Source organism: Streptomyces achromogenes subsp. achromogenes, assembly GCF_000720835.1.
Taxonomy (GTDB): domain Bacteria; phylum Actinomycetota; class Actinomycetes; order Streptomycetales; family Streptomycetaceae; genus Streptomyces; species Streptomyces achromogenes.
Genome location: NZ_JODT01000001.1, coordinates 206,584 through 226,176 on the forward strand (window position 1 = coordinate 206,584; position 19,593 = coordinate 226,176).

A 19,593-nucleotide genomic window follows, 5' to 3' on the forward strand; every position below is an offset into this window, starting at 1 on the left:
CGGGGAAGTCTGCCCCATGGGAGTGATCCTTACGCGACCGGGGCAGCACAACGTCGCGCCGCGCCCGCGCGCGGCGATCGATCGGAGCGGACGGCGGGGTCTCAGGCCAGCGGATCCGGCGCCGCGGTGATGCCGAACTCCGCGAGCTTCGCCCTGCCCCCGTCGGGAGCCGTGAGCACCAGCGGCCCCTGCGAGTGCTCCCAGTTGGACGACCAGGTGCCGTCGGTCGTGATGACCGTCCAGTCGTCGGAGAGAACCTCGGACGGCCTCCGACCGGCGGTCGCGGCTCGGCCCCGCTCAGGCCAAGGGGTCCGGCGCCGCCACCACACCATACTCGGCCAGCTTCGCCTTGCCCCCGTCGGGAGCGGTCAGCACCAGCGGCCCCTGCTCGGTCAGGGCGACGGAGTGCTCCCAGTGGGAGGACCAAGTGCCGTCGGTCGTGATGACCGTCCAGTCGTCGGACAGGACCTCGGTCTTCGGGGTGCCGAGGGAGATCATCGGCTCGATGGCCAGGCAGAAGCCGGGGACCAGCTTGGGGCCCTTGCCGCGGCGCCGGTCGACGTAGTTCAGCAGGTGCGGGTCCATGTGCATCTCGGTGCCGATGCCGTGGCCGCCGTAGTCCTCGATGATCCCGTACCGGCCGCCGCCGGGCTTGGGCTGGCGGCGGATGTAGGTCTCGATCGCCCGGGAGATGTCCACCAGGCGGTTGCCCTGCTTCATCGCCGCGATGCCGGCCCACATCGACTCCTCGGTCACCCGGGACAGCTCGATCAGCTCCGGGGAGTGTCCGGAGCCGACGAAGGCCGTGTAGGCGGCGTCACCGTGCCAGCCGTCGACGATCGCGCCGCAGTCGATGGAGATGATGTCGCCGTCCTTCAGGACGACGTCGTCGGAGGGGATGCCGTGCACGACCACGTCGTTCACGGAGGTGCAGATGGTGGCCGGGAAGCCGCCGTAGCCGAGGAAGTTCGACTTCGCGCCGTGCTCGGCGAGGACCTTGCGGGCCACCTCGTCCAGGTCCCGGGTGGTCGCGCCGGGCACCGCGGCCTCTCGCGTGGCCGCGTGGATGGCGGCTACGACCAGGCCCGCCGCCCGCATCTTCGCGATCTGCTCGGGGGTCTTGATCTGCACCATGGGGGGCCTGCGCTCTCCGTCACTCACGTCGACTGGGGTACCTGTACAACAGTACGGCCGCGGCGCCCGGCAAGGGCACCGCGGCCGGAGGGGCCGGGATCTACTTCCCGGCCTTCTCGCGCTTGAGGGCCTCCAGCGCCCGCTGCGTGATCTCGTCCACCGGGCCCAGGGAGGAGATCGTCACGACCAGCTCCTGAGCCTTGTAGTAGTCGATGATCGGCTCGGTCTGCGTGTGGTAGACCTCCAGCCGCTTGCGGACGGTGTCCTCGGAGTCGTCGTCACGCTGGTACAGCTCGCCGCCGCAGACGTCGCAGACGCCCTCCTGCTCCGGCTTGCTGTAGGTCACGTGGAAGACGTGCGAGGAGTCGTTGCGGCAGATGCGCCGGCCGGCGATCCGCTTGACGACCTCCTCCTCGGGGACCTCCAGGTCGAGGACGGCGTCCAGCGTCATGTGCTCGTCCCGCAGCAGCTCGTCCAGCGCCTCCGCCTGCGAGACGTTGCGCGGGAATCCGTCCAGCAGGAAGCCGTTCTCCGCGTCCGGCTGCTCCATGCGGTCCTTGGCCATCGCGATGGTCACCTCGTCGGGGACGAGGTTGCCGGCGTCCATGTAGGACTTGGCGAGCTTGCCCAGCTCCGTCTGCCGGCTGATGTTGGCGCGGAACAGGTCGCCCGTGGAGATGTGCGGGATGCCCAGCTTCTCTGCGAGCCGGACGGCCTGCGTTCCCTTACCGGCACCCGGCGGCCCGACGAGGACGATACGCATCAGCGGAGGAACCCTTCGTAATTGCGCTGCTGGAGCTGGCTCTCGATCTGCTTCACCGTCTCGAGGCCGACACCCACGATGATGAGGATGCTGGTCCCGCCGAAGGGGAAGTTCTGGCTTGCCCCAAAGCCCACCAACGCCATTGTCGGTACGAGAGCGATCAGACCCAGATACAGCGAACCCGGCCAGGTGATCCGGTTGAGCACGTAGCTCAGGTACTCAGCGGTCGGTCGGCCAGCCCGGATGCCCGGGATGAAGCCACCATACTTCTTCATGTTGTCGGCTACTTCCTCGGGGTTGAAGGAGATAGCGACGTAGAAGAACGCGAAGAAAACGATGAGCAAGAAGTACGAAGTGATGTAAATCGGGTGGTCGCCCTTGGTGAGGTTCTGCTCGATCCAGGTCTTCCAACCCGAGTTGCCCCCCGCGAACTGCGCCACGAGCGCCGGGATGTAGAGCAGCGAGGAGGCGAAGATGACGGGAATCACACCCGCCTGGTTCACCTTGAGCGGGATGTACGTGGACGTACCGCCGTAGGACCGGCGGCCGATCATGCGCTTGGCGTACTGGACCGGGATGCGGCGCTGGGCCTGCTCGACGAAGACGACGAGCCCGACCATGACCAGGCCGACCGCGATGACGGTGCCGAACTCGATCCAGCCGCCGGCCAGCGAGCCCTGCTTCTTGATGGCCCACAGCGCGGACGGGAAGGTCGCGGCGATCGAGATGAACATCAGGATCGACATGCCGTTGCCGATGCCGCGGTCGGTGATCAGCTCACCGAGCCACATCACCAGCGCGGTACCGGCGGTCATGCAGATGACCATCGTGATGGTCGCGAAGATCGCCTGGTCATCGACGATGCTCGTGGCGACCGAGCAGCCGTTGAAGAGCGCGCCGCTGCGGGCCGTGGCCACCAGGCCGGTGCCCTGGAGGATGGCGAGCGCCACGGTCAGGTAACGGGTGTACTGCGTGATCTTCGCCGTGCCGGCCTGGCCCTCCTTCTTCAGGGCCTCCAGGCGCGGGATCACCACGGTCAGCAGCTGGAGAATGATGCTGGCGGTGATGTACGGCATGATGCCGAGCGCGAAGACCGTGATCTGGAGCAGCGCGCCGCCGCTGAACATGTTCACGAGGCCGAACAGGCCCTGGTTGGCGCCGGCCTCCTTCACGCACTGCTGGACGGCCTGGTAGTTGACGTTGGGGATCGGGATGTGGGTACCGACCCGGTAGACCACGATGATGCCCAGCGTGAAGAGCAGCTTCTTGCGCAGGTCGGGCGTCCTGAACGCCCGGGCGAACGCGGTGAGCACGGTGCCTCCTGCGACCCCCGCGCAACTGCGTCAAGGGTGACGGTCTGAGGTTCGACGAATACGAAAAAGAACAGTGCAGGCCACCTTACCGGCGACCATGCCCCCCTAGGAACGACCAACCGGGGATACCTCATTGTGAGGTATCCCCGGTCGGGTTCGTTTACGTCATCGACGCTCCGCCTGAGGGACTCAGACGAGCTCGGTGACCGTGCCGCCGGCGGCGGTGATCTTCTCCTTGGCGGAGCCGGAGACGGCGTCGACCGTCACCTGCAGCGCCACGGAGATCTCGCCCTGGCCGAGGACCTTGACGAGGCTGTTCTTGCGAACGGCGCCCTTGGCCACCAGCGACTCGACGGTGACCTCGCCACCCTCCGGGTAGAGCGCGGCCAGCTTGTCGAGGTTCACGACCTGGTACTCGGTCTTGAACGGGTTCTTGAAGCCCTTCAGCTTCGGGAGGCGCATGTGGAGCGGCATCTGGCCACCCTCGAAGCGCTCCGGAACCTGGTAACGGGCCTTGGTGCCCTTGGTACCACGACCGGCCGTCTTACCCTTCGACGCCTCACCACGACCGACACGGGTCTTGGCGGTCTTGGCGCCGGGGGCCGGACGGAGGTTGTGAATCTTCAGCGGGTTGTTCTCCGCCATGATCAGTCGACCTCCTCGACCGTCACGAGGTGGCGGACGGTGTGCACCATGCCGCGGAACTCGGGGCGGTCCTCCTTGACGACCACGGTGTTGATCCCCTTGAGACCAAGCGACCGAAGGGTGTCACGGTGGTTCTGCTTGCTGCCGATGTAGGACTTGACCTGCGTGATCTTGAGCTGCGCCATGATTACGCACCCGCCCCGGCACGCGCACGAAGGAGAGCCGCGGGAGCGACGTCCTCGAGCGGCAGACCACGGCGGGCCGCGATCTCCTCGGGACGCTGCAGGCCCTTCAGGGCCTCCACGGTCGCGTGCACGATGTTGATGGCGTTGTCGGAGCCGAGCGACTTCGACAGCACGTCGTGGATACCGGCGCACTCGAGCACGGCACGCACCGGACCACCGGCGATAACACCGGTACCGGGCGACGCGGGCTTGAGCAGCACGACGCCGGCGGCCTTCTCACCCTGGATCGGGTGCGGGATGGTGCCCTGGATCCGGGGGACCTTGAAGAAGTGCTTCTTGGCCTCCTCAACACCCTTGGCGATGGCGGCCGGCACCTCCTTGGCCTTGCCGTAACCGACACCCACGGTGCCGTCACCGTCGCCCACCACGACCAGCGCGGTGAAGCTGAAGCGACGACCACCCTTCACAACCTTGGCGACGCGGTTGATCGCGACAACGCGCTCAACGTACGCGGTCTTCTCGGCGGCAGCAGCGCCGCCGTCACGGCCCTTCCGGTCCCGCCGCTCGCCGCCACCGGCACCGCTTCCGCGGCGCTGGGGTCCAGCCATTGGATTACCTCTCTCTTTCCGCTAGCTACAAGCGGCTCAGAACTTGAGCCCGGCTTCGCGGGCGGCGTCCGCCAGGGCCGCGATGCGGCCGGCGTACTGGTTGCCACCACGGTCGAACACGACGGCCTCGACACCGGCGGCCTTGGCACGCTCGGCGACCAGGGCGCCGACCTGCTTGGCCTGCGCGGACTTGTCGCCCTCGGCACCGCGGATCGACGCGTCCAGAGTGGACGCCGACGCCAGGGTGTGGCCCTTCAGGTCGTCGATCACCTGCGCCACGATGTGGCGGTTGGAGCGGGTCACGACCAGACGGGGGCGCTCCGCCGTACCGGCGATCCGCTTGCGGATCCGGATGTGACGGCGCTTGATCGCGGCGCGCTTGTAGGCGTCGCCCTTGAGGATCTTCTGCCCGTATGCCATGGCTTACTTACCCGCCTTTCCGACCTTGCGGCGGATGACTTCGCCCTCGTACTTGACGCCCTTGGCCTTGTACGGGTCGGGCTTGCGCAGCTTGCGGATGTTGGCCGCAACCTCGCCGACCTTCTGCTTGTCGATGCCCTCGACCGAGAAACGGGTCGGGGTCTCCACCTTGAAGGTGATGCCCTCGGGGGCCTCGACCAGGATCGGGTGGCTGTAACCGAGAGCGAACTCCAGGTTGGAACCCTTGGCGGTCACTCGGTAACCGACACCGCTGATCTCGAGCTTCTTCACGTAACCCTGGGTCACGCCGGTGATCATGTTCGCCACCAGCGTGCGGGAGAGGCCGTGCAGGGCCTTGCTCTGACGCTCGTCGTTCGGGCGCAGCACCTGGAGGGTGCCGTCCTCGCCCTTAGCGATGTCGATCGGCGCGGCAACGGTGTGGGTCAGTTCGCCCTTGGGGCCCTTGACCTTGACCGTACGGCCGTCGATGGTGACGTCCACGCCGGCGGGAACCGCGATGGGGAGCTTGCCGATGCGCGACATAGCTGTTTCCTCCGTTCCCTTCTGCTACCAGACGTAGGCGAGGACTTCCCCACCCACGCCCTTCTTGCCGGCCTGCTTGTCGGTGAGGAGCCCGTGCGACGTGGAGATGATCGCCACGCCCAGGCCGCCGAGCACCTTCGGCAGGTTGGTGGACTTCGCGTAGACCCGGAGACCGGGCTTGGAGATCCGCTTGATGCCCGCGATGGAGCGCTCACGGTTGGGGCCGAACTTCAGCTCCAGGACGAGGTTCTTGCCGACCTCGGCGTCCTCGACCTTCCAGCCCGTGATGAAGCCCTCCTGCTGGAGGATCTCCGCGATGTGAGACTTGATCTTGGAGTGCGGCATCGACACCGAGTCGTGGTACGCCGAGTTCGCGTTCCGCAGACGCGTCAGCATGTCTGCGATCGGATCAGTCATGGTCATGAATTGGCCTGTGGCCTTTCTCGCCGGGGTTTCCTATATGCGCCATCCCTCTCCCCGTACTTGTTCAGACGGGACGGGTGCGGTGCGGGGACCTACGGCGTAGTAAGTCGTTCAGGGCGGCAGAGCCCAACCCCACCAGCCTACGGCATGCGGGGTTCGGGCCCTGCCGTCCCGGTTGCTTACCGAGAGGTCCAGGAATCCCTAAATGAAGGGGATTACCAGGAGCTCTTGGTCACGCCCGGCAGCTCGCCACGGTGAGCCATCTCACGGAGGCACACGCGGCACAGGCCGAACTTGCGGTAGACGGAGTGCGGACGACCGCAGCGCTGGCAGCGGGTGTAGCCACGCACACCGAACTTGGGCTTGCGAGCAGCCTTCGCGATGAGAGCCTTCTTCGCCATCTCGCTCACGCCTCCTTGAACGGGAAGCCGAGGTGACGGAGAAGGGCACGGCCCTCTTCGTCGTTGGTCGCCGTGGTGACCACGGTGATGTCCATACCCCGGACGCGGTCGATCTTGTCCTGGTCGATCTCGTGGAACATGACCTGCTCCGTGAGACCGAAGGTGTAGTTGCCACGGCCGTCGAACTGCTTGGGGGACAGGCCGCGGAAGTCGCGGATGCGCGGCAGCGCGAGCGACAGGGTGCGGTCCAGGAACTCCCACATGCGGTCGCCACGGAGCGTGACGTGGGCACCGATCGGCTGACCCTCACGCAGCTTGAACTGCGCGATGGACTTGCGGGCCTTGGTGACGGCCGGCTTCTGACCGGTGATGGTGGTCAGGTCGCGGATCGCGCCCTCGATCAGCTTCGAGTCACGGGCGGCGTCACCGACACCCATGTTGACCACGATCTTGACGAGGCCGGGAACCTGCATGACGTTCTCGTACTTGAACTCGTCACGCAGCTTGCCCGCGATCTCCTCGCGGTACTTCTGCTTCAGACGCGGGGTGGTGGTGGTAGCCATCAGATGTCCTCACCCGTCCGCTTGGCAACGCGGATCTTGTTGCCCTCTTCGTCGAAGCGGTAGCCGACACGCGTGACGACCTTCTTGCCGTCCTTCTCCACGACCAGCTGGACGTTGGAGACGTGGATCGGCGCCTCGGTGGTCACGATGCCGCCGGCCTGGGAACCGCTGGCGGTCGGACCGGCCTTGGTGTGCTTCTTGACCCGGTTGACACCCTCGACCAGGACGCGCTCCTCGCGCGGGTAAGCGGCAATGACCTTGCCCTGCTTGCCCTTGTCCTTGCCGGTGATGACCTGGACCAGGTCGCCCTTCTTGATCTTCATGCTTACAGCACCTCCGGCGCGAGCGAGATGATCTTCATGAACTTCTTCTCGCGCAGCTCACGGCCGACCGGGCCGAAGATGCGGGTGCCGCGAGGGTCGCCGTCGTTCTTCAGAATGACGGCGGCGTTCTCGTCGAAGCGGATGTACGAGCCGTCCGGACGGCGGCGCTCCTTGACGGTGCGAACGATGACCGCCTTGACGACGTCACCCTTCTTCACGTTGCCACCGGGGATCGCGTCCTTGACGGTGGCGACGATGACGTCACCGATGCCCGCGTAGCGGCGACCGGAGCCACCGAGCACACGGATGCAAAGGATCTCCTTCGCACCAGTGTTGTCGGCGACACGCAGTCGCGACTCCTGCTGGATCACGTCTATCTCCTGATCGTCTGCCGGTTCCCGGCAGGGGCCTCAGTCATGAGCGCCCCTGCCGAGCCTGGCGGAACTGACCTGCGGGTTTGCCCGCAGGAATTACTTGGCCTTCTCGAGGATCTCGACGACGCGCCAGCGCTTCGTCGCGGACAGCGGCCGGGTCTCCATGAGGAGGACGCGGTCGCCGACGCCCGCGGCGTTCTGCTCGTCGTGGGCCTTGAGCTTGTTCGTACGGCGGATGACCTTGCCGTACAGCGCGTGCTTCACACGGTCCTCGACGGCGACGACGACGGTCTTGTCCATCTTGTCGCTGACGACCAGACCCTCACGGGTCTTGCGGAAGCCTCGGGCCTCGGTGTTCTGCTCAGTCACGTTGTTCTCGCTCATGCGTTCTCCACCGTTTCGATGCCCAGCTCGCGCTCGCGCATCAGGGTGTAGATCCGCGCGATGTCCTTACGGACGGCCTTCAGCCGACCGTGGTTTTCGAGCTGACCCGTCGCCGCCTGGAAGCGGAGGTTGAACAGCTCTTCCTTGGCCTCGCGGAGCTTGCCCAGAAGCTCCTCGTTGCCCAGCTCGCGCAGCTCGGACGCCTTGGTACCGGCCGACATCACGCTTCACCTGCCTCGCGCTTGACGATCCGGCACTTCATCGGCAGCTTGTGGGCCGCACGGGTCAGCGCCTCACGGGCGATCTTCTCGTTGGGGTACGACAGCTCGAACATCACACGTCCGGGCTTGACGTTCGCGATCCACCACTCCGGAGAACCCTTACCGGAACCCATGCGGGTCTCGGCCGGCTTCTTGGTGAGGGGACGGTCCGGGTAGATGTTGATCCAGACCTTGCCGCCACGCTTGATGTGGCGGGTCATCGCGATACGGGCCGCCTCGATCTGGCGGTTCGTGACGTAGGCCGGGGTCAGCGCCTGGATGCCGTACTCGCCGAACGCAACCTGCGTTCCACCCTTGGACATACCGTTGCGCTTCGGGTGGTGCTGCTTGCGGTGCTTGACCCTACGGGGGATCAGCATTTCGGTCAGGCCTCCGTTCCGGTGCTCTCAGCCGGAGCGGCAGCCGCGGGGGCCTCGGCCTTGGGGGCCTCGGCACCAGCAGCCTGCTGCGGCTTGCGACCGCGCCGCTCGCCACCGCGGCCACCACGGGCCGGGCGGTCGGCGCCACCGCGGGCCGGGCGGTTACCCGCACGGGCGGCAGCGTTCTCGGCGCGGACCTCGGCGATGTTCTTGACGTCGCCCTTGTAGATCCAGACCTTCACACCGATGCGGCCGAAGGTCGTCTTGGCCTCGAAGAAGCCGTAGTCCACGTTCGCGCGGAGCGTGTGCAGGGGCACACGGCCCTCGCGGTAGAACTCCGAGCGGGACATCTCGGCGCCGCCGAGGCGGCCACCGCACTGGATCTTGATGCCCTTGGCGCCGGCCTTCATGGCGGACTGCATGCTCTTGCGCATGGCCCGACGGAAGGAGACGCGGGAGGACAGCTGCTCGGCGACGGCCTGGGCCACCAGCTGAGCGTCCGTCTCCGGGTTCTTGACCTCGAGGATGTTGAGCTGGACCTGCTTGCCGGTCAGCTTCTCCAGGTCACCGCGGATGCGGTCGGCCTCGGCGCCGCGGCGGCCGATGACGATGCCCGGGCGAGCGGTGTGGATGTCCACGCGGACGCGGTCACGGGTGCGCTCGATCTCCACCTTGGAGATGCCGGCGCGCTCCATGCCGGACGTCATCATCCGACGGATGGCGACGTCTTCCTTGACGTAGTCCTTGTACAGCTTGTCGGCGTACCAACGCGACTTGAAGTCGGTCGTGACACCGAGCCGGAACCCGTGCGGGTTTACCTTCTGGCCCATTACCGGGTTCCTTCCTTGCTGCTGACGACCACGGTGATGTGGCTGGTCCGCTTGCGGATCCGGTAGGCACGGCCCTGGGCGCGCGGCCGGAACCGCTTCAGGGTCGGGCCCTCGTCGACGTAGGCCTCGGAAACGAAGAGGCTGTCGACATCGGTGTGGTCGTAGTTGTGCGCGGCGTTGGCGATGGCGCTGTCCAGCACCTTGCCGACGGGCACGGAGGCTGCCTGCGGAGCGAATCGCAGAACAGCCTGGGCCTCCGTGGCGTTCATGCCACGGATGAGGTCCACCACACGGCGGGCCTTCATGGGCGTCACGCGGATGTACCGCGCCTGTGCCCTGGCTTCCATGGTTGTCCCTTCAGAGTTACTTACGTGTCTGAATGCGATCCGCTACTAGCGGCGCTTCGACTTCCGGTCTTCCTTGACGTGGCCCCGGAAGGTGCGCGTCGGCGAGAACTCGCCGAGCTTGTGGCCGACCATCGACTCGGTGACGAACACCGGGATGTGGGTCTTGCCGTTGTGCACCGCGATCGTGTGGCCGAGCATGGCCGGGACGATCATCGAGCGACGGGACCAGGTCTTGATGACGTTCTTGGTGCCGGCATCGTTCTGGGCGTCCACCTTCTTGATCAGGTGGTCGTCGACGAAGGGCCCCTTCTTCAAGCTACGAGGCATCTCAACCCGTCCTTAGCGCTTCTTGTTCGTCTTGCGGCGGCGGACGATGTACTTGTTCGACGCCTTCTTGGGCGAACGAGTACGGCCTTCCTTCTTGCCCCACGGGGACACAGGGTGGCGACCACCGGAGGTACGGCCCTCACCACCACCGTGCGGGTGGTCGACCGGGTTCATGACCACACCACGGACGGTCGGGCGAACGCCCAGCCACCGCTTACGGCCGGCCTTGCCCCAGTTGATGTTCGACTGCTCGGCGTTGCCGACCTCGCCGACGGTGGCGCGGCAGCGCACGTCGACCAGGCGGATCTCACCGGAGGGCATGCGCAGGTGGGCGTAGGCGCCCTCCTTCGCGAGCAGCTGCACGGAGGCACCCGCGGAGCGGGCGAACTTGGCACCGCCACCGGGACGGAGCTCGATCGCGTGGATCGTGGTACCGACCGGGATGTTACGGAGGGCCAGGTTGTTGCCCGGCTTGATGTCGGCCCCGGGACCGTTCTCCACGGTGTCGCCCTGCTGCAGGTTGCGCGGGGCGAGGATGTAGCGCTTCTCGCCGTCGGCGTAGTGCAGCAGCGCGATGCGCGCGGTGCGGTTGGGGTCGTACTCGATGTGCGCGACCTTCGCCGGCACGCCGTCCTTGTCGTGACGACGGAAGTCGATCACTCGGTAGGCGCGCTTGTGTCCGCCACCCTGGTGGCGAACGGTCACACGACCGGCGTTGTTACGGCCGCCCTTGCTGTGCAGCGGGCGAACCAGCGACTTCTCCGGCGTGGACCGCGTGACCTCGACGAAGTCGGCAACGCTGGCGCCACGACGGCCCGGCGTAGTCGGCTTGTACTTGCGGATTCCCATTTCTCAGTCCTCGTCCGATATCGGACGATCCGGACCGCCCTTAGGCGGTCGGACCGCCGAAGATGTCGATACGGTCGCCCTCGGCGAGGGTCACGATCGCGCGCTTGCTGCCGGCACGCTGACCGAAGCCGGTCTTCGTGCGCTTGCGCTTGCCCTGGCGGTTGATCGTGTTGACCCCGGTGACCTTGACGTCGAAGACCGCCTGGACGGCCTGCTTGATCTGGGTCTTGTTGGCGTTCGGGTCGACGATGAACGTGTACTTGTTCTCGTCGAGGAGCGCGTAGCTCTTCTCGGAGACGACCGGCTTCAGCAGGACGTCACGGGGGTCCGTGTACGACTTGCTCAGCGGGGTCTCGACGGTGTTCTTGCCCTCGGTGGCGTGGCGACGCGCCTTGGCGACGCGCGCGGCCTTGGCGGCCTTGGCGGCCTTCGAGGCGATAGCGGGGTGACGGATGGCCATCAGACCTCGCTCCCTTCGGTGTCGTTGGCCTTCGGGCCGGCGACGAAGGACTCGAAAGCGGCCTGGGTGAAGACCACGTCGTCCGAGACGAGAACGTCGTACGTGTTCAGCTGGCCCGGCTCCAGGATGTGGACCTGGGGCAGGTTGCGGGCGGACAGCCACGCGGCCTCGTCGGAGCGCTCGGCGACCAGGAGCAGGTTCTTGCGCTCCGAGATCTTGCCGAACAGGCTCTTCGCGGCCTTCGTGGAGACCTGGCCCTCGACCACGCCGGAGACGACGTGGATGCGGTTGTGACGCGCCCGGTCGGTGAGGGCACCGCGCAGGGCGGCGGCCTTCATCTTCTTCGGGGTCCGCTGCGAGTAGTCACGCGGCACGGGACCGTGCACGACGCCACCACCGGCGAACTGCGGCGCGCGGGTCGAACCCTGGCGGGCGCGACCGGTGCCCTTCTGGCGGTACGGCTTCTTGCCACCACCACGGACTTCACCGCGGGTCTTGGTCTTGTGCGTGCCCTGGCGGGCAGCGGCCAGCTGCGCGACGACGACCTGGTGGATCAGCGGGACGCTGACCTTGGCGTCGAAGATCTCCGCGGGGAGCTCGACGGAACCGGCCTTGTCGCCCGCCGGCGAAAGGATGTCAACAGTGCTCATCGGTTACCTCAGGCCCCCTTGGCCGCGGTGCGGACCAGGACGAGGCCGCCGTTCGGACCGGGAACCGCGCCCTTGATGAGCAGCAGACCCTTCTCCGCGTCAACGGCGTGGACGGTCAGGTTCTGGGTGGTGACCCGCTCGTTGCCCATGCGACCCGCCATGCGGAGGCCCTTGAACACACGGCCCGGGGTGGCACAGCCACCGATGGAGCCGGGGGAGCGGTGCTTGCGCTGGGTGCCGTGACCGGCGCCGAGGCCACCGAAGTTGTGACGCTTCATGACACCGGCGAAGCCCTTGCCCTTGCTCTTGCCGGTGACGTCGACCTTCACGCCGGCCTCGAACACCGCAGCGGTGATCTCCTGGCCCAGCGTGTACTCGGAGGCGTCCGCGGTGCGGATCTCGACGAGGTGGCGACGGGGGGTGACGTCGGCCTTGGCGAAGTGACCCTTGAGGGGCTTGTTCACCTTGCGCGGGTCGATCTCGCCGAAGGCGATCTGGACCGACTCGTAGCCGTCGACGTCGTTGGTACGAACCTGGGTCACGACGTTGGGGCCGGCCTTGACGACGGTGACCGGAACAACACGGTTGTTCTCGTCCCACACCTGCGTCATGCCGAGCTTCTCGCCCAGGATGCCCTTGATCTGCTTAGCCATTCTCAGCCCACCAGCCTCAGAGCTTGATCTCGATGTCGACACCGGCCGGGAGGTCGAGTCGCATCAGAGAGTCAACGGTCTTGGGGGTCGGGTCGAGGATGTCGATCAGGCGCTTGTGCGTGCGCATCTCGAAGTGCTCGCGCGAGTCCTTGTACTTGTGCGGCGACTTGATGACGCAGTACACGTTCTTCTCAGTGGGCAGCGGCACCGGGCCCGCGACCGACGCACCAGTGCGGGTCACCGTCTCGACGATCTTCTTCGCCGAGGAGTCGATGACCTCGTGGTCGTAGGCCTTGAGCCGGATGCGGATCTTCTGTCCCGCCATGGCTACTCAGTAGTCCTGTCTCTCTAACGCTCTGGAACCCGGTGTTCCTCGTGCGTGACCCTTCACTCTCCGACCCACGCGGTCGGGCGTGTCGCGCTCCCGCTGACATGAATGTCCCTTGTCCGAACATCCCTGCGGGATTGACACGGCCCTTCCGGAACCGCGGACCGGGGACCTCGGGCCCACCGGGTGCCTGGCCGGTATCGCGCCCACGCTTCCCGGAAGATTCCCGTACGTCCGCCCCAGTGCTGCCCGAGGGCAGTTAGGACGACGAGTACTGTGGGACTCGCTTCCGGTCCTCCCGGCGGGAGGCGCGCAGCATCAACACTCGACCGAGCAACTCCGACAGTCTGCCATACGGGGCAGGCACAGTGCCAATCGGGCCGAAGAGATTACCCCGAAGGTGACGTAGGTCAAACCGCAGCGCCGGTGTGCCGCGTCCGGACTACCGGGTCAAGATCGCCGGCGCGGAAGATGTCACCGTGCACGACTCCCCGTACTCCTTCGTGATCTCGACGGACAATCCGATACCCCTGTCCGCCCCCGTCCCGGCGCACCTGCCCCCCGACGCGGAGCGGGCCGCGACGGTCCGCCACCGCTCCGGGAACATCCCGCTGGCCCGGGTCTACGCCTCCCGTACGGCCGGGCACACGCTCTGGATCCACACCGCCCCGGACGACCGCCCGCTGTGTTCCGTCACCCCCGCCGGCCCGGACGCCCACGACGTCCACGCGCCCGACGGCACACCCCTGGCCCGCGTCACCCGCCGCCCCGGCCGCCTGCTGCCCTGGCCCCGCCGGACCCGCTGGACCGCGCAGGTCGCCCATCCGTCCCGGCGGATCACGGGCAAGGCGGGCACCTGGTACGCCTGGCTGCTCTACGTGGTCACGGCGCCCGCCTGGCTGCTGTGGGTGCTCTGCGCGACGGTGTACTCCTTCTTCGACGGCAGCCCGGACGACTTCACCTTCGGCCGCCCCGCCCGCACCCGCTGGCACGCCCCCGGCACCGGCACGGTCCTGGACTACCGGGGCGTGAGCAAGGCGTACCGCCACGATCCCCGGGGCCTGGACGCCCGGGTGGCTTACGCACTGGCGGTCCTGCGGAGCGGGAACGGCGAGCGGATCAGAGCCTGAAGAGCGCCCCGCGCCAGGTCCACCCGGCACCGAGCACCGCCTCCTGCAAGGGCGTCTTCATCTCGGCGGTGTCGAAGCGGTAGTCCTCCGTGAACCGGATCTTCCCGTCGGGCCCCCGATCGACCGTCCAGCTCCGGGACACGGACCTGACCTGCCCCCGGGAGTACTCCGCCGACAGGACCAGCCTGGGCCTGTCGCCGACCCAGGTGACCTCCCACTCCCGGTCGAGCGCGCGCACCTCCCGCTTCTCCGGGACCAGCCGCATCCGTGTCTCCAGGGACCGGCTCACCTTGGCCCGCGCGAAGAAGCCGTGCCAGGCGGGCTCCCGGATCCGCCACTCCGCCACCAGATCGGCACCGCCGGTGTGCCCCTCCCGCACGACATACGGCACGTCGGGCCCGCCTACGGCGAGCAGGGCGGCGCGTACCTCCGAGGCGGGGCGGGGCGGGATGGGCCGGGGTATCTGGTGCCGGTGAAGCGGTCGCGGCCGGCTCATGTCGATCAGTATTGGGTGCCGAGGTCTGTACCCTCGGGTGCTCGCCAGCAACCGGAGACGACAGTCACCGAGAGCAGCGGTTCCTTTTCGTGCGGGTTACTGGGGGTGGACACCATCAAAACGGCGTTCACCGAGAACCGGTCCTTCTCCGAGTCCGCCGTGAGGGACGGCGACTTGGCCTCGCTGTTGGCGGGTCCGTAGTCGACGATCTTCCAGCCCTTCTTGGGCAACTCCTCCCGGAGACGCTGGAAGCCCGCCTTCAGTTCGTCCTCCGAGACACCGTAGACCGACCAGGGATGGCGGGTCTTGTAGAGGTGTTCGGAGTCCTCGTCGCAGAGCGAGACAGCGGGGCCCCGCTCGGTCGCCTTGCCCCCGTGGATGCCGATCATGTCGAAGATCTCGCTGGAAGCGGCCTTCGCCTTGTCGCGAGCCTTGTCCACGTCCAGCGTGGGGTACGTCGAGTCGGCCTTCTCGCTGAAGGATCCGTGAGCGGAAGGAGAGTGTCCGTTGTCATCCACTGTCTTCGAACATCCTGCCGTTATGAAAGAGATCGTTAGTGCGGCAATAAAGCCGGTGAAGGCGCTCCGATACCGCTTCTTTGCTGGGCTGATCATCGACCTCACCTACGGATCCACTACTTGGTTGTACCGGCCCGTGACCACGGCTGCCTGATTCTGAAGGCTGGTCGAATCTTCCTTCCAGTAGCCACTGTGACCACTCGTGTCGACAGCCATTCGATGCGCGCCGAACGCTTCGTCGGATGGCACCGTTTGCACGTAGCCGGCGTTGTACGGCAAGCCGTGCCAGGTCTCGACGTCCCATTTGTATCCGCCGAGGCCAGCGACCTTGCCTCCTAACGGCACCGCGTCGTTGCGCGCGGCGAGAGACCACACTTGGTCTTTGCCGACGTCCAGATCGTTCGCGTCGCCGACCAGCATGCCGGGACTGCCCGCGACGACGATATCGTCTGCGGCCAGGTGTCCCGGGGCCTTCGACGCGGCGCCCACGGTGGTTGATCCGTAGCTGTGGCCGATGACAGTAGTGTGGCTGGCATCCGGACCTCCCTGGACCGTTTGCAGTCCGTCCAGGAAGTTGTTGAGCTTGGGCGCTCCCTCGTAGGCCCAGTGTTTCTCCATGGCCTCGGGAACGATGCTTTGCGGGGCGTCGTATCCGATCCAGGTGATGGTGGCGGTGGACTTCCCAGGCGACAGTTGATGACTGGCGTCCCATATCTCCTGCATGCGTCCGATGTCACCGCGGGCTCCCGCCAGCTTGGACTTGGTACCCGGTACGTACACCACCGTATTGTCCGCCGTGTCAGGGTTGCCATTGGCCAGGATGACATGACCATTGCCTTTGAGGTCGAAGCCCAGCAGATAGGCCGGGGGCAGGTCGTCGACGCCGGTCCGGTCGAAGCGGGACTGGATCGCTTTCATGCCCTCGAGCTGGCCTTTGTACTTGCTGCCGCCCATGGCCTCCCAGGCGGTCCACTCGGGGTTATGAACCGCGCCGGCCGCCGTGTAGATCGTCTTCGGTGGCTCCGGCCCCAGCGCGTCGAGCTTCTGCTGCACCTGTGCGCGCGCCTCGTCGAGCACGATCCGGTTGGACGAGTCACGGACCGCGCTCGGCAGTCCGTCGAGCGCGCCGATCTCCGCGGGATACAGCGTCTGGTACCCCTCACGCTGCTCCTCTGTGAGACTTTCCCACCATTTCTTGTTGTCGGCGGGGGACTTTCCATCCGGGATGCCCTCTTTGCCGAGGTAACTGCCGACCGCCTGCTGGACGTCGCCCATGTCGCGGGCCTCGTCCATGAGCATGTCGTCTGTCACGGCGAGGCCGTCCGGCGCCTTGAGCTTGCGCAGGGTGCCGGCATACCGGTTGTCGATCTCGATCGCGCTGTTCACCGCCTGCGAGATGCGCTCGGCGATGTCCTCCGCCTTGCCCTTGTTCGGGTCACCACCGGCTTCCCCCGCGCCGGGCAGGAAGGGGACCGGGGCGCCCGGCTTGGCATCACCGGTTCCGGATGCCGCGCCGGGCGAACCGGGTAACTCGGTGCTCCGCGGGTACTCGACCGAGCCATCCTCGTGAACCGTGAATCCGAGGCCGGCCGCGTCATCGAGGGCCTGCTTCAGTTTCTTCTGGACGGCGGCGAGTTCCGAGGCAACGGCGTTCAAAGTGGTGCGTACGAGCCCGCACTCGCTGTGGATGTACTGGTAGTTCCGGCCTAACCTGGTCAGATCGCGCTCCGCCGACGTCAGCGCCTCGCCCTGCTGCGTCGCGCGGAGGGGGGCGGCCATATCCCGGTCGACCCTGGCGCGTGCGGCATCGGCCCGGTTGCTGACCGCGCTCCACCCGTCAGCCGCGTCCTCGTACTCGGTGAACTTCGCGTCACGTAACTGCTGCCATGTGAGCATGGTCCGCCTCACCGCGCCCAGTCGGGCTTCCCACCACCGGTGGGGACGCCATTGACCTTCCCGGCGACAGCGGGGTCGAGTTCACCGAAATCGCGACCGGTCTTGGCGAGCGCACCGTGCAGCCGACCGCACTCGTCACACACCGAGGTCAGCCGCTTCTCCCAGGTCGCCTGGATCTCGACCAGCGCGGTGCTGCTCTCGAAACCGTCGGTCCCGGACGCGACACCGTCGTGAGCGCTCTTGAGCTCCCGTAACGACGCGTCCGTTGCAGTCCGTAAATCCTGTGCGACGCCGGAGGCCCTGGTCCACGGCCCCTGCGACGCCTTCAGATCAGGACCTGTTCCCCCGGGCGCACCACTCGACCCCCCGCCTCCTGGATCGGCCAGATGGTCGATCTGCATCCGCTGGGCCGCCCCGGCCTTGAGCTGCTCCCATTCTTCCCACACCATCAATGCCCCCTGGCGCAGTGACAGCGCTGTACGCGCCTGACGATCCTGCCGACCTCGCGGTGGATCAGCTTAGGAGTGCGACGTCTCGGACGCCTGAGTACGACTACTCACTTCCACGCGGGGCAGCTGACCCACGAGCCCTGGCGTCAGCCGCGCGCAGCGTGGGCCACGAAGTCGGCCCAGGCGGCCGGGGCGACGGTGAGGCAGGGGCCGTCGGCGTTCTTGGAGTCGCGGATGTGGATGGTGGAGGGGGTGGGGGCTACTTCGAGGCAGTCGTGTCCGTTGCTGCTGTCGCTGTAGCTGCTCTTGGACCAGGTGAGAGCCGCCTCGATGCAGTCGTTGCCGTTACTGCTGCTGCTGTAGCTGCTCTTGAACCAGCGGAGTTCCGGGGTGCTCATAGTTCTCCCAGCGCTTTCTCGATGATGTCCAGAGACTCCTCTGGTGGGAGCGCCTGAGCCCGGATGATGCCATAGCGCAGGTCGAGGACGCGGAGCTGCCTCGGGTTCGAGACGGGTCGGCCCGAGAAGTCACCGTCGGTACGACCCATTCCCGTACCATCAGCGAACTTCAGCACTTGGATGCGGCCTCCCGTGCCAGGGTGATTCGCGCGACTGGTCGGCATCACCTGAAGCTCTACGAACGGCAACTGGGCCACCTCCAGCATGTGTTCGAGTTGTCGACGCAGCACCATTCTGTCTCCGACCGGGCGTCGCAGCGTCACCTCTTCCTGGACGAAACTCAGCTCGGGTGCGGGCGAGCGGTCGAAGACGGACTTGCGGGCCATCCGGGCACCCACCATGCGCTCCAACTGGTCGGGCGAGTAAGCCGGGCGCCAAGTGCGAAGCAGCGCTCGCGCGTACTCCTCCGTCTGCAACAGCCCATGGATGTTGTGGTTGCTATAGAGGAGCATCTCCACCGCACGCCCCTCCAGCTCCGCCAGCTCCCGTACCTTCTTCGGATACCGCGCCTTCCTCATGTCCTCCCGGAAGGCCCGTAGATGCCCCTGTGCCTTCAGGAACGTGTCCGCGTTGTCCAGGAACTCGGGCCTCGGGATACGCGCCCCGCGTTCGATCTTGCGGATCATGTCCTCGCCGTAGCCCAGGGCCTCCGCCAGTTCGGGGACGCTCACACCGGCCGACTCGCGGCAGACCCTGAGCAGTCGGCCCACCGCCTGGACCACCGGCTCGATCTCGTCGCCCGGCTCGACGTCCCAACCGGCCTCGTCCACACCCTCACCCATTGGCTCCTCCTTCGGCGCGCAGTCGTACCCGTACAACGCCGGAGACAGCCGAGACAGCCGAGACAAAACGGGAGACAGTGACTGTACGTACAGGCGTTGTCACTCCCCTACGGAACCAGCCTTCGCCACGCTCTGTGATGTGAACCAAGAAATGGGTGCCCCTGAAAACCACCTCACCGGCCACATCCCCACCTTCGACATCCGGCTGTCCCCCACACCCCGCGGTGCCCGACTCGCCCGGCTGCTCGCCGAACAGCATCTGCGGTCGTGGGCGCTGCCGGTGGAGCAGGTGACGCAGATCGTCGCCGAGCTGGCGGCGAACGCCGTCACGCACGGTCGCGTACCCGGCCGGGACTTCCAGCTCCTGATCTACGTCGTCGGCCACACGCTCCGTATCGAGGTCACCGACACCCGCGACGACCGCTTCCCCCGGCAACGCCCCCCGAGCGAGGACGGCGAGGCCGGGCGCGGACTGCTCCTCGTGGAGGCGCTGGCCGACAAGTGGGGCGTAGCCGTGGGCCGTCGCCCGCGCAAGACGGTGTGGGCCGAGGTGACCCTCTCCCACCGGGACCCGGCGGGCCGTGCTCCGGTGACGCGGGCGGCCACTACCCAAGGAACACCAGGGTGAAAGAACCCCACCAAGCCCCACCCCTCCCGCCCACGGCCCAAACTCACTCGCGGGGGTGAACATCACCAACTTG

The 19,593-nt window shown here is 66.8% G+C and carries 32 protein-coding genes and 1 pseudogene; 2 read left to right on the plus strand and 31 right to left on the minus strand.

Annotation, left to right across the window (positions count from 1 at the left end; genetic code table 11):
- Positions 1-101 precede the first annotated feature (101 nt).
- The 25 genes and pseudogenes from IH25_RS41865 to rpsJ form a co-directional block, all read right to left on the minus strand.
- Positions 102-275, minus strand: a pseudogene (locus tag IH25_RS41865) (type I methionyl aminopeptidase); the annotation flags it as partial.
- Positions 276-297: 22 nt separating this feature from the next.
- Positions 298-1,134, minus strand: a complete 837-nt coding sequence (gene map / locus IH25_RS0100970; RefSeq protein ID WP_030601174.1) for a type I methionyl aminopeptidase — start codon at positions 1,132-1,134, stop codon at positions 298-300.
- Between the two features lie 100 nt (positions 1,135-1,234).
- Positions 1,235-1,897 (minus strand): adenylate kinase, encoded by a 663-nt coding sequence (locus tag IH25_RS0100975; RefSeq protein WP_030601176.1) that lies wholly within the window; start codon positions 1,895-1,897, stop codon positions 1,235-1,237.
- On the minus strand, positions 1,897-3,210 hold the full coding sequence (secY, locus tag IH25_RS0100980) for a preprotein translocase subunit SecY (protein ID WP_030601178.1): 1,314 nt from the start codon (positions 3,208-3,210) through the stop codon (positions 1,897-1,899). Before secY ends, IH25_RS0100975 begins: the two co-directional genes overlap by 1 nt.
- Before the next feature lie 189 nt (positions 3,211-3,399).
- Positions 3,400-3,855 carry a 50S ribosomal protein L15 gene (rplO, locus tag IH25_RS0100985; protein ID WP_030601181.1) on the minus strand — a complete coding sequence of 152 codons (456 nt, stop codon included), beginning with the start codon at positions 3,853-3,855 and terminating at the stop codon, positions 3,400-3,402.
- A gap of 2 nt (positions 3,856-3,857) precedes the next feature.
- Entirely contained in the window at positions 3,858-4,040 is a 183-nt protein-coding gene (gene rpmD / locus IH25_RS0100990) for a 50S ribosomal protein L30 (protein WP_003998814.1), read from the minus strand.
- Between the two features lie 2 nt (positions 4,041-4,042).
- A complete protein-coding gene (gene rpsE / locus IH25_RS0100995; RefSeq protein WP_019753099.1) occupies positions 4,043-4,648 on the minus strand; it encodes a 30S ribosomal protein S5 in 606 nt (201 codons plus the stop codon).
- 36 nt (positions 4,649-4,684) lie between these two features.
- Positions 4,685-5,068 (minus strand): 50S ribosomal protein L18, encoded by a 384-nt coding sequence (gene rplR, locus IH25_RS0101000; protein WP_030601188.1) that lies wholly within the window; start codon positions 5,066-5,068, stop codon positions 4,685-4,687.
- Between the two features lie 3 nt (positions 5,069-5,071).
- Positions 5,072-5,611 (minus strand): 50S ribosomal protein L6, encoded by a 540-nt coding sequence (gene rplF, locus IH25_RS0101005; protein WP_030601192.1) that lies wholly within the window; start codon positions 5,609-5,611, stop codon positions 5,072-5,074.
- Positions 5,612-5,635: 24 nt separating this feature from the next.
- Positions 5,636-6,034 (minus strand): 30S ribosomal protein S8, encoded by a 399-nt coding sequence (rpsH, locus tag IH25_RS0101010; protein WP_014674378.1) that lies wholly within the window; start codon positions 6,032-6,034, stop codon positions 5,636-5,638.
- Between the two features lie 215 nt (positions 6,035-6,249).
- Complete coding sequence (locus IH25_RS0101015; RefSeq protein WP_003948630.1) at positions 6,250-6,435, minus strand: type Z 30S ribosomal protein S14; 186 nt, start codon at positions 6,433-6,435, stop codon at positions 6,250-6,252.
- Between the two features lie 5 nt (positions 6,436-6,440).
- Positions 6,441-6,998 (minus strand): 50S ribosomal protein L5, encoded by a 558-nt coding sequence (gene rplE / locus IH25_RS0101020; protein WP_030345436.1) that lies wholly within the window; start codon positions 6,996-6,998, stop codon positions 6,441-6,443.
- Positions 6,998-7,321, minus strand: a complete 324-nt coding sequence (rplX, locus tag IH25_RS0101025; RefSeq protein WP_030601194.1) for a 50S ribosomal protein L24 — start codon at positions 7,319-7,321, stop codon at positions 6,998-7,000. The genes rplE and rplX overlap by 1 nt, the downstream gene beginning before the upstream one ends.
- A gap of 2 nt (positions 7,322-7,323) precedes the next feature.
- Positions 7,324-7,692 (minus strand): 50S ribosomal protein L14, encoded by a 369-nt coding sequence (gene rplN / locus IH25_RS0101030; RefSeq protein WP_003998823.1) that lies wholly within the window; start codon positions 7,690-7,692, stop codon positions 7,324-7,326.
- 99 nt (positions 7,693-7,791) lie between these two features.
- Positions 7,792-8,079 carry a 30S ribosomal protein S17 gene (gene rpsQ, locus IH25_RS0101035; RefSeq protein ID WP_020941675.1) on the minus strand — a complete coding sequence of 96 codons (288 nt, stop codon included), beginning with the start codon at positions 8,077-8,079 and terminating at the stop codon, positions 7,792-7,794.
- Entirely contained in the window at positions 8,076-8,300 is a 225-nt protein-coding gene (rpmC, locus tag IH25_RS0101040; protein ID WP_018564811.1) for a 50S ribosomal protein L29, read from the minus strand. The genes rpsQ and rpmC overlap by 4 nt, the downstream gene beginning before the upstream one ends.
- Positions 8,300-8,719 (minus strand): 50S ribosomal protein L16, encoded by a 420-nt coding sequence (rplP, locus tag IH25_RS0101045; protein ID WP_009190136.1) that lies wholly within the window; start codon positions 8,717-8,719, stop codon positions 8,300-8,302. The genes rpmC and rplP overlap by 1 nt, the downstream gene beginning before the upstream one ends.
- A gap of 5 nt (positions 8,720-8,724) precedes the next feature.
- Positions 8,725-9,549 carry a 30S ribosomal protein S3 gene (gene rpsC, locus IH25_RS0101050; RefSeq protein WP_010036723.1) on the minus strand — a complete coding sequence of 275 codons (825 nt, stop codon included), beginning with the start codon at positions 9,547-9,549 and terminating at the stop codon, positions 8,725-8,727.
- A complete protein-coding gene (gene rplV / locus IH25_RS0101055; protein WP_030601197.1) occupies positions 9,549-9,896 on the minus strand; it encodes a 50S ribosomal protein L22 in 348 nt (115 codons plus the stop codon). The genes rpsC and rplV overlap by 1 nt, the downstream gene beginning before the upstream one ends.
- 45 nt (positions 9,897-9,941) lie before the next feature.
- Positions 9,942-10,223, minus strand: coding sequence for a 30S ribosomal protein S19 (rpsS, locus tag IH25_RS0101060; RefSeq protein ID WP_030601199.1), 282 nt, complete (start codon positions 10,221-10,223; stop codon positions 9,942-9,944).
- A gap of 12 nt (positions 10,224-10,235) precedes the next feature.
- Positions 10,236-11,072 carry a 50S ribosomal protein L2 gene (rplB, locus tag IH25_RS0101065; RefSeq protein WP_030601203.1) on the minus strand — a complete coding sequence of 279 codons (837 nt, stop codon included), beginning with the start codon at positions 11,070-11,072 and terminating at the stop codon, positions 10,236-10,238.
- 40 nt (positions 11,073-11,112) lie between these two features.
- The gene (rplW, locus tag IH25_RS0101070; protein ID WP_030601206.1) at positions 11,113-11,532 is read right to left on the minus strand and encodes a 50S ribosomal protein L23; all 420 of its coding nucleotides are present in this window, start codon (positions 11,530-11,532) and stop codon (positions 11,113-11,115) included.
- The gene (gene rplD, locus IH25_RS0101075; protein ID WP_030601210.1) at positions 11,532-12,182 is read right to left on the minus strand and encodes a 50S ribosomal protein L4; all 651 of its coding nucleotides are present in this window, start codon (positions 12,180-12,182) and stop codon (positions 11,532-11,534) included. The genes rplW and rplD overlap by 1 nt, the downstream gene beginning before the upstream one ends.
- An 8-nt stretch (positions 12,183-12,190) precedes the next feature.
- On the minus strand, positions 12,191-12,835 hold the full coding sequence (rplC, locus tag IH25_RS0101080) for a 50S ribosomal protein L3 (RefSeq protein WP_030601213.1): 645 nt from the start codon (positions 12,833-12,835) through the stop codon (positions 12,191-12,193).
- A 16-nt stretch (positions 12,836-12,851) separates the two neighbouring features.
- The gene (gene rpsJ, locus IH25_RS0101085; protein ID WP_003948644.1) at positions 12,852-13,160 is read right to left on the minus strand and encodes a 30S ribosomal protein S10; all 309 of its coding nucleotides are present in this window, start codon (positions 13,158-13,160) and stop codon (positions 12,852-12,854) included.
- 482 nt (positions 13,161-13,642) lie between these two features.
- Here rpsJ and IH25_RS0101090 point away from each other — a divergent pair, with 482 nt between their 5' ends.
- A complete protein-coding gene (locus IH25_RS0101090; RefSeq protein WP_030601217.1) occupies positions 13,643-14,293 on the plus strand; it encodes a hypothetical protein in 651 nt (216 codons plus the stop codon).
- Here the strand turns inward: IH25_RS0101090 and IH25_RS37180 are convergent.
- The 6 genes from IH25_RS37180 to IH25_RS0101120 all read right to left on the minus strand — a co-directional run bounded on the left by IH25_RS37180 (position 14,283) and on the right by IH25_RS0101120 (position 18,892).
- Entirely contained in the window at positions 14,283-14,789 is a 507-nt protein-coding gene (locus tag IH25_RS37180; RefSeq protein WP_342447320.1) for a hypothetical protein, read from the minus strand. The genes IH25_RS0101090 and IH25_RS37180 overlap by 11 nt on opposite strands.
- A gap of 5 nt (positions 14,790-14,794) precedes the next feature.
- A complete protein-coding gene (locus IH25_RS37185; protein WP_051753592.1) occupies positions 14,795-15,307 on the minus strand; it encodes a hypothetical protein in 513 nt (170 codons plus the stop codon).
- A gap of 105 nt (positions 15,308-15,412) precedes the next feature.
- Positions 15,413-17,203 carry an alpha/beta hydrolase gene (locus IH25_RS0101105; protein ID WP_030601224.1) on the minus strand — a complete coding sequence of 597 codons (1,791 nt, stop codon included), beginning with the start codon at positions 17,201-17,203 and terminating at the stop codon, positions 15,413-15,415.
- 8 nt (positions 17,204-17,211) lie between these two features.
- Positions 17,212-17,652, minus strand: coding sequence for a hypothetical protein (locus IH25_RS37190; protein ID WP_051753594.1), 441 nt, complete (start codon positions 17,650-17,652; stop codon positions 17,212-17,214).
- Between the two features lie 146 nt (positions 17,653-17,798).
- On the minus strand, positions 17,799-18,050 hold the full coding sequence (locus IH25_RS0101115) for a DUF397 domain-containing protein (RefSeq protein WP_030601230.1): 252 nt from the start codon (positions 18,048-18,050) through the stop codon (positions 17,799-17,801).
- On the minus strand, positions 18,047-18,892 hold the full coding sequence (locus tag IH25_RS0101120; protein WP_030601232.1) for a helix-turn-helix domain-containing protein: 846 nt from the start codon (positions 18,890-18,892) through the stop codon (positions 18,047-18,049). Before IH25_RS0101120 ends, IH25_RS0101115 begins: the two co-directional genes overlap by 4 nt.
- Positions 18,893-19,043: 151 nt before the next feature.
- On the opposite strand from IH25_RS0101120, the gene IH25_RS37195 reads away from it, so the two are divergent.
- On the plus strand, positions 19,044-19,520 hold the full coding sequence (locus IH25_RS37195; protein WP_107058293.1) for an ATP-binding protein: 477 nt from the start codon (positions 19,044-19,046) through the stop codon (positions 19,518-19,520).
- Positions 19,521-19,593: the final 73 nt, after the last annotated feature.

Excerpts from the sequence above, each read along its gene's own strand:
- map (WP_030601174.1), bottom strand. The coding sequence starts at position 1,134 with ATGGTGCAGATCAAGACCCCCGAGCAGATCGCGAAGATGCGGGCGGCG.
- IH25_RS0100975 (WP_030601176.1), bottom strand. The coding sequence starts at position 1,897 with ATGCGTATCGTCCTCGTCGGGCCGCCGGGTGCCGGTAAGGGAACGCAG.
- rplO (WP_030601181.1), bottom strand. The coding sequence starts at position 3,855 with ATGGCGGAGAACAACCCGCTGAAGATTCACAACCTCCGTCCGGCCCCC.
- rpmD (WP_003998814.1), bottom strand. The coding sequence starts at position 4,040 with ATGGCGCAGCTCAAGATCACGCAGGTCAAGTCCTACATCGGCAGCAAG.
- rpsE (WP_019753099.1), bottom strand. The coding sequence starts at position 4,648 with ATGGCTGGACCCCAGCGCCGCGGAAGCGGTGCCGGTGGCGGCGAGCGG.
- rplR (WP_030601188.1), bottom strand. The coding sequence starts at position 5,068 with ATGGCATACGGGCAGAAGATCCTCAAGGGCGACGCCTACAAGCGCGCC.
- rplF (WP_030601192.1), bottom strand. The coding sequence starts at position 5,611 with ATGTCGCGCATCGGCAAGCTCCCCATCGCGGTTCCCGCCGGCGTGGAC.
- rpsH (WP_014674378.1), bottom strand. The coding sequence starts at position 6,034 with ATGACCATGACTGATCCGATCGCAGACATGCTGACGCGTCTGCGGAAC.
- IH25_RS0101015 (WP_003948630.1), bottom strand. The coding sequence starts at position 6,435 with ATGGCGAAGAAGGCTCTCATCGCGAAGGCTGCTCGCAAGCCCAAGTTC.
- rplE (WP_030345436.1), bottom strand. The coding sequence starts at position 6,998 with ATGGCTACCACCACCACCCCGCGTCTGAAGCAGAAGTACCGCGAGGAG.
- rplX (WP_030601194.1), bottom strand. The coding sequence starts at position 7,321 with ATGAAGATCAAGAAGGGCGACCTGGTCCAGGTCATCACCGGCAAGGAC.
- rpsQ (WP_020941675.1), bottom strand. The coding sequence starts at position 8,079 with ATGAGCGAGAACAACGTGACTGAGCAGAACACCGAGGCCCGAGGCTTC.
- rpmC (WP_018564811.1), bottom strand. The coding sequence starts at position 8,300 with ATGTCGGCCGGTACCAAGGCGTCCGAGCTGCGCGAGCTGGGCAACGAG.
- rplP (WP_009190136.1), bottom strand. The coding sequence starts at position 8,719 with ATGCTGATCCCCCGTAGGGTCAAGCACCGCAAGCAGCACCACCCGAAG.
- rpsC (WP_010036723.1), bottom strand. The coding sequence starts at position 9,549 with ATGGGCCAGAAGGTAAACCCGCACGGGTTCCGGCTCGGTGTCACGACC.
- rplV (WP_030601197.1), bottom strand. The coding sequence starts at position 9,896 with ATGGAAGCCAGGGCACAGGCGCGGTACATCCGCGTGACGCCCATGAAG.
- rpsS (WP_030601199.1), bottom strand. The coding sequence starts at position 10,223 with ATGCCTCGTAGCTTGAAGAAGGGGCCCTTCGTCGACGACCACCTGATC.
- rplB (WP_030601203.1), bottom strand. The coding sequence starts at position 11,072 with ATGGGAATCCGCAAGTACAAGCCGACTACGCCGGGCCGTCGTGGCGCC.
- rplW (WP_030601206.1), bottom strand. The coding sequence starts at position 11,532 with ATGGCCATCCGTCACCCCGCTATCGCCTCGAAGGCCGCCAAGGCCGCC.
- rplD (WP_030601210.1), bottom strand. The coding sequence starts at position 12,182 with ATGAGCACTGTTGACATCCTTTCGCCGGCGGGCGACAAGGCCGGTTCC.
- rplC (WP_030601213.1), bottom strand. The coding sequence starts at position 12,835 with ATGGCTAAGCAGATCAAGGGCATCCTGGGCGAGAAGCTCGGCATGACG.
- rpsJ (WP_003948644.1), bottom strand. The coding sequence starts at position 13,160 with ATGGCGGGACAGAAGATCCGCATCCGGCTCAAGGCCTACGACCACGAG.
- IH25_RS37180 (WP_342447320.1), bottom strand. The coding sequence starts at position 14,789 with ATGAGCCGGCCGCGACCGCTTCACCGGCACCAGATACCCCGGCCCATC.
- IH25_RS0101105 (WP_030601224.1), bottom strand. The coding sequence starts at position 17,203 with ATGCTCACATGGCAGCAGTTACGTGACGCGAAGTTCACCGAGTACGAG.
- IH25_RS37190 (WP_051753594.1), bottom strand. The coding sequence starts at position 17,652 with ATGGTGTGGGAAGAATGGGAGCAGCTCAAGGCCGGGGCGGCCCAGCGG.
- IH25_RS0101115 (WP_030601230.1), bottom strand. The coding sequence starts at position 18,050 with ATGAGCACCCCGGAACTCCGCTGGTTCAAGAGCAGCTACAGCAGCAGC.
- IH25_RS0101120 (WP_030601232.1), bottom strand. The coding sequence starts at position 18,892 with ATGGGTGAGGGTGTGGACGAGGCCGGTTGGGACGTCGAGCCGGGCGAC.
- IH25_RS37195 (WP_107058293.1), top strand. The coding sequence starts at position 19,044 with ATGGGTGCCCCTGAAAACCACCTCACCGGCCACATCCCCACCTTCGAC.